We start from the raw sequence: 12,564 nt of genomic DNA, 5'->3' as shown, positions 1-12,564 counted from the left end.
TCGTACCTCTTCCCCGGGGGAGGCACGCCAGCCCCGGGCTTCTCTTATTGGTGGGGATTGAGGAGAAGGCGCTCGTCCTCATTGAAGAAATGCTCATCGCAGTTGTTACCGGAACCACTGCGATCAACCACCAGGAAGTCATCCCGCTTTTCGATCGTCAGCACCGGGTGGTGCCAGACGCCGCGATGGTAATTGACGCCCTGCCTGCCATTGCTGAGGAAGGCACGGACGGACCCTGATACAGGTACATCGCCAAGTGGCGCGACCACGATCAGAAAGGGGTTGCCGAGCAGCGGGATAAAGGCCTGGCTGCCCAGCGGATGGCGCTCCAGCATGCGAATGGTCAGCGGCATCTCGAGCGCCTCGGCGCTGAAGATGCTGATGATGGCCTGATCCTCCGGCTGCGCCGTCTCCACGCTGGCCAGCTTGTGATAGCGGCGGGTGGAGCCGTTGTTGATCATGAAGAAATCGCTGCCGTCAGTTTCGATCACGTCACCGAAAGGGGCGAAGGCTTCTTTGCTCAGGGGCTCGATGGTCAGGCTACGCATGGCTGTTCTACTTGTTCTGTTCGATTGTCGGGGCTGCTACAGGCTTAAAGCTGCTGCAGACGGAAAAGGGCGATCTTGTTGATCTCGGCCAGGGCGGTGGCGAACTCCTGCTCCGGCGTGTTGTGAATACGCTCCTCGAAGGCGGCCAGGATCTGATGGCGGTTACTGCCCTTGACGGCCTTGATGAAGGGAAAGCCGAACTTCGCCTTGTAGGTGTCGTTGAGCTCGGTGAAGCGGGCGAACTCCTCGGCGGAGCACTCATGAATGCCGGCGCCGGACTGCTCGGCGGTGCTGGAGGCGGTCAGCTCACCGCGTACAGCGGCCTTGCCGGCCAGATCCGGGTGAGCGTTGATCAACGCCAACTGGGCCTCATGGCTGGCTGACAGGAGGATGTCCGCCATGCGCTGTTGCAGCCCGTCGATGTCGTCGACGCTTTCGTCCAGGCCGAGGTCGTACGCCTTCTCGGCCACCCAGGGCGAGTGCTCGTAGATATCGGCGAAGGCAGCGACGAATTCTTCGCGGCTCAGCTGGGAAGGGGTCAGGGTCTGGAAACGGCTCATGTGCGGCTCTCTCATTCGGTCGCGCGGAAAGGGTGGGTGGCGTGCCAGTGCCTGGCGATGTCAACACGGCGGGCACACCAGACCTTGTCATGGCTTTTGACGTACTCGATGAAGCGCGCCAGTGAGGCCAGGCGGGCGGGGCGGCCAAGCAGGCGGCAATGCATGCCGATCGACAGCATCTTCGGCGCGCCGGCTTCGCCCTCGGCATAAAGCACGTCGAAGGCGTCCTTGAGGTATTCGAAGAAGTCGTCGCCCTTGTTGAAGCCCTGCACCTGGGTGAAGCGCATGTCGTTGGTGTCCAGGGTGTAGGGAATCACCAGGTGCGGCTTCTCGGCGGTGCTGGCCGGGTCCCAATAGGGCAGGTCATCGTCGTAGGTGTCGGAGTCGTAGAGAAAGCCGCCTTCCTCACGCACGATGCGACGGGTGTTCGGGCCCAGGCGGCCGGTGTACCAGCCCAGCGGGCGCTCGCCGGTCAGTTCAGTGAGGATGCGGATGGCCTCGAACATGTGCTCGCGCTCGGTGGCTTCGTCCAGGTTCTGGTAGTCGATCCAGCGGTAGCCGTGGCTGCATATCTCGTGACCGGCGGCGACCATCTGCTTGATCACCTCAGGGTGACGCTGGGCGGCCATGGCCACGGCGAAAATGGTCAGCGGAATGTCGTGCTTCCTGAACAATTCGAGCAGGCGCCAGACGCCAGCGCGGCTACCGTATTCGTAGAGCGACTCCATGCACAGGTTGCGCTGGCCCTGCAGTGGCTGGGCGGCGACCATCTCGGAGAGGAAGGCTTCGGATTCCTTGTCCCCATGCAGGATGTTGCGTTCGCCGCCTTCCTCGTAATTGAGCACGAAGGACAGGGCGATACGGGCATCGCCCGGCCAGTGCGGATGGGGTGGGTTGGCGCCGTAGCCGATCAGATCGCGTGGGTAATCAGCGTTCACTGCAGTCTTCCTATCTGGAGCGTTGCGGTCATTGCGTGGCGGGTAATTGATGGCTACGCGACCGGGATGGCTAATTGTATACAAAGTTGTTTGCCGTTTGTAAATCGACTTTTCAGCATTTTCTTCGCGGCAGTCATCATTGAGGAAATTGACCAGATGGCCAGTAATTCCAGTCAAGTGCACCGCGTTTCCTGGCTTATGATGATGTGAGTGGTGACCCGGTTTGGTGCATTATTGGCAAGATGGTCAAATTTATTGTGTACAATATTTGTTTAAAGTGTTTTATATTTTCCCTGCATGCTATCCTGCCAGCGCGTCGGAGCATTGCGACGAACCGATTTCAACAGAATAGAGGAGGTGTGGTGTCCGTCTGGCGCTGTGCGCAACGGGCATCCGAGACCCATGGGACGTTTGACTACGCATGTACTGGACGCCGCACACGGTTGCCCGGGGAGTGATATCAAGGTCGAGCTGTACCGCGTCGACGGCGCGCAGCTGCAGCTGATCAACAGCGTGACCACCAACCACGATGGCCGTTGCGATGCGCCGGTACTGCAGGGTGATGATTACCGCACGGGCGTTTATCAGCTGCATTTCCATGCTGGTGACTACTACCGTGCGCGTGGCGTGGAGCTGCCTGACACGGCCTTCCTCGACGTGGTCGTGCTGCGCTTCGGCATCGACGCCGGCCAGGAGCACTACCACGTGCCGCTGCTTATTTCCCCCTACAGCTACTCCACCTACCGCGGTAGCTGAGTGACTGGCGGGCGACTGCCTGCCAGACGAATGCTTGTCACCCCCCAGACTCGTTTGAGTCCTTACGCCCGCTCACACTGCGGGCTTTTTTTGTGGCCTGCCATCCCTGGCGGCCACCCTGCGGGCCGTCGCTGCGCGACGTCAAAAACTTCTCCCGGAAGTTTTTTGCGTGCGTTTCAGGGGCGTGTTGCGGGTCCCTTCGTAGGTGGCGCCGTGCGCACCGGGTTCGACGCGTTGCACGGGCCGGATGCAGACTCGGTGCGCACGGCGCACCCTACCGGGCATGTGCCCGGATGCAATCCGGGAATGGGCTGGCAACACGCTTGCGTGTCTGCCTTTCGCTATCGGGCCAAACGCAAAGCCCCGGCACATGGCCGGGGCTTCGATCAATGCGCAGCGTCTGCCGTCAGAGAAAGGCGAACTTGGCGATGAAGATCACGCACAGCACGTACAGGCTCAGCGACACCTTCTCGCGCTGGCCGGTCAGCAGCTTCAGCGTGGCGTAGGTGAGAAAGCCCAGGGCGATGCCGTTGGCGATGGAGAAGGTCAGCGGCATCATCACCACGGTGACGATGGCGGGGATGGTGTCGGTATGGTCCTTCCAGTCGATGTGCGCCATGCCGCTCATCATCAGCATCGCCACGTAGATCAGCGCGCCGGCGGTGGCGTAGGCGGGGATCATGCCGGCCAGCGGGGCGAAGAACATCGCGGCGAGAAAGAGGATGCCGACGGTAATGGCGGTCAGGCCGGTGCGGCCACCCGCGGCGACGCCGGAGGCGCTCTCCACGTAGCTGGTCACGGGCGGGCAACCGACCATGGCGCCGATCACGCTGGAGGTGGAGTCGGCTTTCAGGGCCTTGGACAGGTTCTGGATCTTGCCGTCCTCGTCCACCAGGTGGGCACGATGCGCCACGCCCATCAGCGTGCCGGCGGTGTCGAACATGTTCACGAAGAGGAACGCGAGGATCACGCTGATCATCGCCACGTTGAACGCGCCAGCGATGTCCATGGCCAGGAAGGTCGGGGCCAGGCTCGGCGGCATCGATACCAGGCCGCCGTACTCGACCAGGCCCAGGGCCCAGCCCAGGGCGGTGACGCCGAGCATGCTGAAGAGGATGGCGCCGAACACGTTGCGGTGGCTGAGCACGGCGATCAGCAGGAAGCACACGGCGGCGAGCAGCGCCGACGGGTTGCCGAACGAGCCCATGGTCAGCAGCGTGGCCGGGCTGTCGACGACGATGCCGGCGGTCTTCAGGCCGATCAGGCCGAGGAACAGGCCAACCCCGGCACCCATGGCGAAGCGCAGGCTCATGGGAATGCTGTTGAGCAGCCACTCGCGGATCTTCGACAGGCTCATGATCATGAACAGCACGCCGGAGATGAAGACCGCGCCCAGAGCGATCTGCCAGCTGTAGCCCATTTCACCGACGACCGTGTAGGTGAAGAAGGCGTTCAGGCCCATGCCGGGTGCCAGGCCGACAGGCCAGTTGGCGTACAGCCCCATCAGGAAACAGCCCAGCGCCGCGCCGATGCAGGTGGCGACGAAGGCGGCGCCATGGTCGATGCCGGCGCTGGCCATGATGTTGGGGTTGACGAAGATGATGTAGGCCATGGTGACGAAGGTGGTCACGCCAGCGATCAGCTCGGTCTTGATGGTGGTGCGGTGCTCGGTCAGTTTGAAGAAGCGGTCGAGCAGGCCACCTCTTGCCAGTTGAGTCGCGTGTTGTTCTTGTTTGACGCTTTCCACAGCGGGTACTCCTCATCTCTCTTGTTGTGTACCGCCCAGAGCGTTGCGCAAGGACAATGCTCTCTGAGGCAGGCGGTGTTCTCGGCAGTGCTTCCTGGCTAAGTTGTTGACCGAGCGGTCAAGAAGTCACTCAGGCGCGATTATGCTGTTGTATACAAAAAATGCAATTAATGTTTTTAATGTTGCGTTAATCGCACCAGTCGGCCGGCCTAGCCCGAATACGAACGGATTGGGCGACAATTCTCTTGTCTAGGGAGTGAAAGATATTAAAAAACAATGAGATAGGTTTTATGCGGGTTTGCTGTCAGCAACCGTGCATGCGCCGATACTTCGATCGTGAAAAGCTGTTAGCTGCTTATGAACTGAAAAGGTAGCTATATATAAGGAAAGAATTTGTCGTCTGCGCTCGAAGTCAGGGTGGTGAACTGACAACTGCCACCTATGACATCAGACAACGCATGGTGTAGTGGCTGATTGATTTGTGTACAATTGCCCCAATTTTTTTCTGATGTTTTTTCGCTCGGCGCTTGTCAGCTACCGGGTAGAACACAGTAGAGTCGCAGTGTCGCCGACTCTCATTGACGCGAGCCAGAATGAACGATCAATTACAGCCACTGAAGAAGCAGCCGCGTGCGGGCAAGAGCAGCCGTAGCGGGACTCAGGACGATGTCGTATATGCCCATATCTTCGATGCCATCCTTGAGCAGCGCCTGGCGCCAGGCACCAAGCTGAGCGAAGAGGCTCTGGGCGAGATCTTCGGTGTCAGTCGCACCATCATTCGCCGCGCCCTGTCGCGTCTGGCCCATGAAGGGGTGGTGCTGCTGCGGCCGAATCGCGGTGCGGTGGTGGCCAGTCCCAGCGTCGAGGAAGCGCGGCAGATCTTCTACGCACGCCGACTGGTCGAGCGTGCGATCACCGAGCTGGCCGTCGAACACGCCACGGCAGAACAGCTGGCCGAGCTGCGGCAGATGGTCAAGGACGAGCAGGACAGCTTCTCCCGTGGTGATCGTGGCGCCGGCATCCGCCTGTCCGGCGAGTTCCACCTGAAGCTGGCCGAGGCCGCGCGTAACGCGCCGCTGGTGAGCTTCCAGCGCAGCCTGGTGTCGCAGACTTCGCTGATCATCGCCCAGTACGAAAGCGGCAGCCGCTCGCATTGCTCGTATGACGAGCACAACCAGTTGATCGACGCCATCGAGGCGCGCGATGCCGAGCGTGCGGTGCAGTTGATGATGCACCACATGGACCATATCGACAGCAAGCTGAACCTGGACGAGGAAAGCGCCTCGGATGACCTGCACGCAGTGTTCTCGCATCTGCTGCAGACCAAGAAGAAGCCTGGCCGCAGCGCAGCCAATCGCTGACTGGTTGCGCTGGATACGGAAAAGCCCCGATGTTCGCGCATCGGGGCTTTTTCGTATTCAGCGCGGTAGGGTGCGCCGTGCGCACCATGGCCACGTGAAATTGGCCATGGTGCTCGACCTGGGAAGGGTTGATGTTTCTTCCGGGTGGATCGCGCTTTATCGATCCATCGCTTTGGTTAATGCAAAAGCGACATCCACCCTGTCAGCCGCAACTCCCGGCGGCCCTTGGTGCGCGCGGCGCACCCTACGTCAGCCCGTGGATCGCGCGGCACACCCCGCGCTTAGCGCTGGTGCACCGATACACCGGCGGCGAATGTTTCCTTCACCGCGCGGTCATCACCGAGCATGGTCAGGGCGAACAGGCGCTCTTCCAGGCTCCGAGCCTGCTGAATGCGGTAGCTGATCAGCGGTGTGGCGTTGTAGTCCAGCACCAGGAAGTCGGCGTCCTTGCCGGGCAGGAAGTTGCCCAGCTTGTCGTCCAGATACAGCGCGTTGGCGCCGCCCAGGGTGGCCAGGTACAAAGACTTGAACGGGTCGAGCTTCTTGCCCTGCAGCTGCATGATCTTGTACGCCTCGTTCAGCGACTGCAGCTGGCTGAAGCTGGTGCCGGCGCCGACGTCCGTGCCCAGCCCGACGCGCACGCCATGGGCTTCCAGCTTGTTCAGGTCGAACAGGCCGCTGCCCAGGAACAGGTTGGAGGTCGGGCAGAAGGCCACTGCCGAGCCGGTTTCGGCCAGGCGCTGGCACTCCTCGTCGCACAGGTGCACGCCGTGGGCGAACACGGCGCGCGGGCCGATCAGCTTGTGGTGATCGTAGACGTCCAGGTAACCCTTGCGCTCGGGAAACAATTCCTTGACCCACTCGATCTCCTTGCGGTTCTCGGACAGGTGGGTGTGCATGTACAGGTCCGGGTACTCGCCCAGCAGCTTGCCGGCCAGCTCCAGTTGCTGCGGCGTGCTGGTCGGGGCGAAGCGCGGGGTGACGGCGTAGTGCAGGCGGCCCTTGCGGTGCCAGCGCTCGATCAGTGCTTTGCTCTCGGCGTAGCCGCTTTCTGCGGTGTCGGTCAGGTAGTCCGGGGCGTTGCGATCCATCAGCACCTTGCCGGCGATCATGCGCAGGTTGAGCTTGTCGGCTTGCTCGAAGAAGGCATCCACCGACTGCGGGTGCACGCTGCCGAACACCAGGGCGGTGGTGGTGCCGTTGCGCAGCAGCTCCTTGAGGAAGATCGCCGCCACATCGCTGGCGTGGGCCTTGTCGGCGAACTGCTGCTCGGTGGGGAAGGTGTAGGTCTCGAGCCAGTCCAGCAGCTGCTCGCCGTAGGAGGCGATCATGCCGGTCTGCGGGTAGTGGATGTGAGTGTCGATGAAGCCGGGGGTGATCAGTGCATCGCGGTAGTGCTGCACCTCGACACTGGCCAGTTTCGGCAGCAGCTCGGCGGCAGCGCCAACCTGGGCGACTTTGCCATTTTCGATCAGCAGGATGCCGTCCTCGAAGTACTGATAGGACTGCTGCACACCGACCACGGTCGGATCGGCAAGGCTGTGCAGGATGGCGGCGCGGTAGGCTTTGAGGTTGTTGGTCATCTATTACGTCTCGATTGGGGGCGGCACTGTGTAGCTGCGTAGGGTGTCGTGGGGCCGCCTAGGCTGTGCGCACCACAGGCAATGCGGTGTTATTGGTGCGCGCGGCGCACCCTACTGGGCGCGGCGCGAATTAGGCAGCAGCCTGGCAACGCTGGATTCGCCTTTCTTCACATCCTGGCCGAAGCTCGCGTTATAGGTGGCGATCACCTCGCCGGCGATGGAGACGGCGATCTCCACTGGCAGCTTGCCCTTTACCTCGGGCAGACCCATCGGGCAGCGCATGCGTGCCATGAGCGGCTCCTCGAAGCCACGCTCGCGCAGGCGGTGTTCGAACTTGACGCGCTTGGTCTTCGAACCGATCAGGCCGTAGTAGGCGAAGTCGCCGCGTTTGAGGATTGCCGCGGTCAGTTCCAGGTCGAGCTGGTGGTTGTGGGTCATGACGATGTAGTAGCTGCCGGGCGGCATGTTATCCACTTCGTCGACCACTTCGTCGTTGACGATCTTCTGCACGTTGGCCGGGATCTGCTCGGGAAATTCGTTTTCCCGCGAGTCGATCCAGCGCACCTTGCACGGCAGGCTGGCGAGCAGTGGCACTAGCGCGCGGCCGACATGGCCGGCGCCGAACACGGCGATCTGCGCCTGGGGCTGGCCCATCGGCTCGAACAGCAGCACGGTGGCGCCGCCGCAGCACTGGCCGAGGCTGGCGCCGAGGGAAAAGCGCTCCAGGCGGGTGTCCTGGGTGCGACTCTCGAGCATTTCACGGGCCATCTGCATGGCCTTGTACTCCAGGTGGCCGCCACCGATGGTTTCGAAGATGCGCTCGGCGGTGACCACCATCTTCGAGCCGGCGTTGCGCGGGGTCGAGCCGCGCTCCTCGATGATGGTCACCAGCACGCAGGCTTCACCTTTGTCTTGCAGGTCGGCGAGGGCACTGATCCAGCTCATTTGCTCAGCCTCCAGGAAGGCGTGGTCTGTCCCGGGCGCGGCAGGCGCCAGTTGCTCGGCGAAGGCTCGAGAACCGGCTTCGGTGCCGGGCGCGCGGGTGGAGTGTTCGGTTCGGTGTGTCTTGTCATTGTTGTACACCTCTTTGCTTTGGGTCGTAGCCCGGATGCAATCCGGGGCAGGGTTCCTCGGATTTCATCCGGGCTACGAATCAGGCAGGTTCGACCTCGGCAGTGCTGGCAGCCTTGGCCTGAGCCTTCAGCTTGCGCATCTGCTCCACCCCCCAGAGCACGCGCTCGGGCGTGGCCGGGGCGTCGATCTGCGGCTGCACCTTGTAGTCTGCCAGGCTGGCCACGGCGTCCTTGAGGGCGCACCAGGCGGCGATGCCGAGCATGAAGGGCGGCTCGCCGACGGCCTTGGAGTGGAACACGGTGTCTTCCGGGTTTTTGCGGTTCTCCACCAGTTTCACCCGCAGGTCGATGGGCATGTCGGCGATGGCCGGGATCTTGTAGCTGGCCGGGCCGTTGGTCATCAGTTTGCCCTTGGCGTTCCACACCAGCTCCTCGCAGGTCAGCCAGCCCATGCCCTGGACGAAGGCGCCCTCGACCTGGCCGATGTCGATGGCCGGGTTCAGCGAGTCGCCGACGTCATGCAGGATGTCGCCGCGCAACATGCGGTATTCGCCGGTCAGGGTGTCCACCAGCACTTCCACGCAGGCCACGCCGTAGGCGTAGTAATAGAAGGGGCGGCCGGCCGCCTTGTCGCGGTCGTAGTAGATCTTCGGCGTGCGGTAGAAGCCGGTGGAAGACAGCGAGACTTGGCCGAAGTAGGCCTTCTGGATCATCTCTTCGAACGACAGGAAGTGGTCGCGCACGCGCACCTGGCCATTGCTGAACTCGATGTCCTCCGGCGTGACCTTGTATTCGTGCACCAGGAAGTCCACCAGGCGCTGCTTGATGGTCTCGGCAGCATTCTTCGCCGCCATGCCGTTGAGGTCGGCGCCGCTGGAGGCGGCGGTGGGGGAGGTGTTGGGCACCTTGTCTGTGTTGGTGGCGGTGATCTGGATACGCCCGATATCGACCTGGAAGACCTCGGCCACGACCTGCGCGACCTTGGTGTTGAGGCCCTGGCCCATCTCTGTGCCGCCGTGGTTCAGGTGGATCGAACCGTCGGTGTAGATATGGATCAGCGCGCCGGCCTGGTTGAGGAAGGTGGCGGTGAAGCTGATGCCGAATTTAACCGGGGTCATGGCCAGGCCTTTCTTCAGCACCGGGCTCTTGGCGTTGAAGGCGCGTATTTCCTCGCGGCGCTTGGCGTACTCGCAGCTTGCCTCCAGCTCGGCAGTCATCTCGTGGATGACGTTGTGCTCGACGGTCTGGTGGTAGTGGGTGACGTTGCGCTCGGTCTTGCCGTAGTAGTTGCGCTTGCGCACTTCCAGCGGGTCCTTGCCCAGGCTGCGGGCGACGGCGTCCATCACTTCCTCGATGGCGACCATGCCCTGCGGGCCGCCGAAGCCGCGATAGGCGGTGTTCGAGGCGGTGTTGGTCTTGCAACGATGACCGTTGATGGTGGCGTTGCCGAGGAAGTAGGCGTTGTCCGAGTGGAACATGGCGCGGTCGACGATGGAGCCGGACAGGTCCGGCGAGTAGCCGCAGTTGCCGGCCAGGTCCATTTCGATGCCGTGCAGCAGGCCATCGTCATCGAAGCCAACGTCGTACTCGACATAGAAGGGGTGGCGCTTGCCGGTCATGCTCATGTCTTCCATGCGCGGCAGGCGCATCTTGGTCGGCCGGCCGGTGAGATGGGCGATCACTGCGCACAGGCACGCCGGGCCAGCGGCCTGGGTTTCCTTGCCGCCGAAACCGCCGCCCATGCGACGCATGTCGATGACGATTTTGTTCATCGGCACGCCGAGCACTTCGGCGACCAGCTTCTGCACCTCGGTGGGGTTCTGCGTCGAGGTGTAGACCAGCATGCCGCCGTCTTCGGTGGGCATGACCGAGGAAATCTGGGTTTCCAGATAGAAGTGCTCCTGGCCGCCGATATGCAGGGTGCCCTGCAGGCGACGCGGAGCGCTGGCCAGTTTGCTGGCCGAGTCGCCAATGCGGTGGGTGTGACTGGCGAGTACGAAGTGCTGCTTGCGGTAGGCCTCGACCACGTCGAGCACCGGCTCCAGGTCTTCGTATTCGACGATGGCGGCCATCGCCGCCTTGCGTGCGTTTTCCAGGCTGTCGGCGGCCACTGCCAGCACCACCTGGCCGACGTACTCGACCTTGTCGTCGGCCAGCAGCGGGTCGCCGGCGACCACCGGGCCGATATCCAGCTGGCCGGGGACGTCATCCTTGGTGATGGCGATGGCCACGCCCGGAAACGCGTAGCAGGGTCGGGTGTCGATGCGCACGATGCGCGCATGGGCACGGTCGGACTGGCGCGCGTAGATGTGCAACTGGTTGGGGAATTCCAGGCGGTCATCGACATAGACCGCTTCGCCGGATACGTGCTTGTCCGCACTCTCGTGCTTGACGCTGCGGCCCACGCCGCTGGTCATGCCGGCGCGAAACAGTGCGGCCAGCTCTTCCTGGGATTTGTGTTCGATATGACTGGACATCTTCGCCTCCAAAACTTCGCATGCCGCCGGGCGGGCCGGCGGCGGATCAATTCACTGCACGCTTACGCGTAAGCGGTAACCCGGGTTTCGATCTCGGGTGACTGCTGTTCCAGGAAGAACTTGCGCAGCAGGTTCTGGGCAGTGAGCAGGCGGTATTCCTTGCTGGCGCGGAAATCCGACAGCGGGGTGAAGTCTTCACTCAGCGCCTCGCAGGCACGTTCGATCACGTCTGGATACCAGGCCGAGCCGACCAGGGCCGCTTCGCAGGCGCTGGCGCGTTTGGGGATGGCGGCCATACCGCCGAAGGCGATGCGCGCATCCGTCACCACGCCGTTTTCGATGGTCAGGTTGAACGCCGCGCAGACGGCGGAGATGTCGTCGTCGAGGCGCTTGGACACCTTGTAGGCGCGGAACGCCTGGTTCGCCTGCTTGCGTGGCACGATGATCTTCTCGATGAATTCGGCTTCCTGGCGCGCGGTCACCTTGTAGTCGAGGAAGTACTCCTGCAGCGGCAGGATGCGTCGGGTGTTGCCCTGGCGCAGGGCGATCTGCGCACCGAGGGCGATCAGCAGCGGCGGGGCGTCGCCGATGGGCGAGGCGTTGCCGATATTGCCACCCAGGGTGCCCTGGTTGCGGATTTGCAGCGAGGCGAAGCGGTGCAGCAGCTCGCCGAAGTCCGGGTATTCGTGCGACAGCGCTGCGTAGCAGTCGGACAGCGCGGCGGCGGCGCCGATCTCGATGGCGCTATCGGTCACTTCGATGCGCTTCATGTCTTCGATATGGCCGACGTAGATCATCACCGGCAGTTCACGGTGAAACTGGGTGACTTCCAGGGCCAGGTCGGTGCCGCCCGCCAGCAGGCGCGCTTCGGGGTTGGCGGTGTAGAGGTCGGCCAGGTCGGCCACGGTCAGCGGCACCAGGCAGCGCTTGTCGCCACTGTTGAGTTCGGCGGTTTCACGCGGGGTGATGGCCTTGAGCTGGGCGACGGTATCGCTCTCGAAGGCATCGAACTGGTCCGGCTGCTTCTGGCAGCAGGCCTGCTCGGCGGCGTCGATGATCGGGCGGTAGCCGGTGCAGCGGCACAGGTTACCGGCCAGGGCTTCCATCGTGGCGCCCTTGTCATAGCCGGCCGAGTTCTTCTGCAGGGCAAACAGCGACATGATGAAGCCGGGGGTGCAGAAACCGCACTGCGAGCCGTGGCAGTCGACCATCGCCTGCTGCACGCTGTGCAGCTTGCCCTGGTGCTTGAGGTCTTCGACGGTGATCAGTTGCTTGCCATGCAGGCTGGAGACGAAGGTCAGGCACGAGTTGAGGGTGCGATAGCGGATGCGCTCGCCATCCAGTTCGCCGACCACCACGGTGCAGGCGCCACAGTCGCCGGAGGCGCAGCCTTCCTTGGTTCCGGTCTTGCCGACGTGTTCACGCAGGTAGTTGAGCACGGTGACGTTGGGGTCCAGGGCATGCTCGGTACGCAGCTCCCGGTTGAGTAAAAACTGGATCAAGGACGACCTCCAGGCACTT

Annotated in this window: 10 protein-coding genes; 2 read left to right on the top strand and 8 right to left on the bottom strand. The window is 62.7% G+C overall.

The window, feature by feature from the left end; translation table 11 throughout:
• Positions 1–44 precede the first annotated feature (44 nt).
• Genes ACJRW5_RS04385 through puuE form a run of 3 tightly spaced genes read right to left on the bottom strand, consistent with a single transcriptional unit; the run spans position 45 to position 2,046 of the window.
• Positions 45–548, bottom strand: a complete 504-nt coding sequence (locus tag ACJRW5_RS04385; RefSeq protein WP_484569310.1) for an ureidoglycolate lyase — start codon at positions 546–548, stop codon at positions 45–47.
• 44 nt (positions 549–592) lie between these two features.
• Complete coding sequence (gene uraD / locus ACJRW5_RS04380) at positions 593–1,108, bottom strand: 2-oxo-4-hydroxy-4-carboxy-5-ureidoimidazoline decarboxylase (protein ID WP_484569309.1); 516 nt, start codon at positions 1,106–1,108, stop codon at positions 593–595.
• 11 nt (positions 1,109–1,119) lie between these two features.
• Entirely contained in the window at positions 1,120–2,046 is a 927-nt protein-coding gene (gene puuE, locus ACJRW5_RS04375; protein ID WP_484569308.1) for an allantoinase PuuE, read from the bottom strand.
• A 402-nt stretch (positions 2,047–2,448) separates the two neighbouring features.
• On the opposite strand from puuE, the gene uraH reads away from it, so the two are divergent.
• On the top strand, positions 2,449–2,802 hold the full coding sequence (gene uraH, locus ACJRW5_RS04370; RefSeq protein WP_484569307.1) for a hydroxyisourate hydrolase: 354 nt from the start codon (positions 2,449–2,451) through the stop codon (positions 2,800–2,802).
• 406 nt (positions 2,803–3,208) lie between these two features.
• On the opposite strand, the gene ACJRW5_RS04365 is transcribed toward uraH, so the two are convergent.
• Positions 3,209–4,549: an NCS2 family permease gene (locus tag ACJRW5_RS04365; protein ID WP_484569306.1), complete on the bottom strand. Its 1,341-nt coding sequence runs from the start codon at positions 4,547–4,549 to the stop codon at positions 3,209–3,211.
• 593 nt (positions 4,550–5,142) lie between these two features.
• Here ACJRW5_RS04365 and ACJRW5_RS04360 point away from each other — a divergent pair.
• The gene (locus tag ACJRW5_RS04360; RefSeq protein WP_484569305.1) at positions 5,143–5,910 is read left to right on the top strand and encodes a GntR family transcriptional regulator; all 768 of its coding nucleotides are present in this window, start codon (positions 5,143–5,145) and stop codon (positions 5,908–5,910) included.
• 281 nt (positions 5,911–6,191) lie between these two features.
• Here the strand turns inward: ACJRW5_RS04360 and guaD are convergent, their stop codons facing one another.
• From guaD to xdhA, 4 genes are all read right to left on the bottom strand, one after another.
• A complete protein-coding gene (gene guaD / locus ACJRW5_RS04355; protein WP_484569304.1) occupies positions 6,192–7,493 on the bottom strand; it encodes a guanine deaminase in 1,302 nt (433 codons plus the stop codon).
• Positions 7,494–7,604: 111 nt separating this feature from the next.
• A complete protein-coding gene (gene xdhC / locus ACJRW5_RS04350) occupies positions 7,605–8,438 on the bottom strand; it encodes a xanthine dehydrogenase accessory protein XdhC (protein ID WP_484569303.1) in 834 nt (277 codons plus the stop codon).
• Between the two features lie 208 nt (positions 8,439–8,646).
• Positions 8,647–11,043 (bottom strand): xanthine dehydrogenase molybdopterin binding subunit, encoded by a 2,397-nt coding sequence (gene xdhB, locus ACJRW5_RS04345; protein WP_484569302.1) that lies wholly within the window; start codon positions 11,041–11,043, stop codon positions 8,647–8,649.
• A gap of 62 nt (positions 11,044–11,105) precedes the next feature.
• Positions 11,106–12,545: a xanthine dehydrogenase small subunit gene (xdhA, locus tag ACJRW5_RS04340; RefSeq protein ID WP_484569301.1), complete on the bottom strand. Its 1,440-nt coding sequence runs from the start codon at positions 12,543–12,545 to the stop codon at positions 11,106–11,108.
• Positions 12,546–12,564: the final 19 nt, after the last annotated feature.

This window comes from Pseudomonas pichavaramensis, from assembly GCF_050473265.1.
Classification (GTDB): domain Bacteria; phylum Pseudomonadota; class Gammaproteobacteria; order Pseudomonadales; family Pseudomonadaceae; genus Aquipseudomonas.
The sequence above is the reverse complement of the archived record's forward strand: the minus strand, read 5'-3'. Positions and strand labels throughout refer to the sequence as shown.

What these genes read in the sequence shown, in the direction of transcription:
- uraD (WP_484569309.1), bottom strand. Translation starts at nt 1,108, where the DNA reads ATGAGCCGTTTCCAGACCCTGACCCCTTCCCAGCTGAGCCGCGAAGAA.
- xdhB (WP_484569302.1), bottom strand. Translation starts at nt 11,043, where the DNA reads ATGTCCAGTCATATCGAACACAAATCCCAGGAAGAGCTGGCCGCACTG.
- ACJRW5_RS04385 (WP_484569310.1), bottom strand. Translation starts at nt 548, where the DNA reads ATGCGTAGCCTGACCATCGAGCCCCTGAGCAAAGAAGCCTTCGCCCCT.
- guaD (WP_484569304.1), bottom strand. Translation starts at nt 7,493, where the DNA reads ATGACCAACAACCTCAAAGCCTACCGCGCCGCCATCCTGCACAGCCTT.
- xdhC (WP_484569303.1), bottom strand. Translation starts at nt 8,438, where the DNA reads ATGAGCTGGATCAGTGCCCTCGCCGACCTGCAAGACAAAGGTGAAGCC.
- ACJRW5_RS04360 (WP_484569305.1), top strand. Translation starts at nt 5,143, where the DNA reads ATGAACGATCAATTACAGCCACTGAAGAAGCAGCCGCGTGCGGGCAAG.
- uraH (WP_484569307.1), top strand. Translation starts at nt 2,449, where the DNA reads ATGGGACGTTTGACTACGCATGTACTGGACGCCGCACACGGTTGCCCG.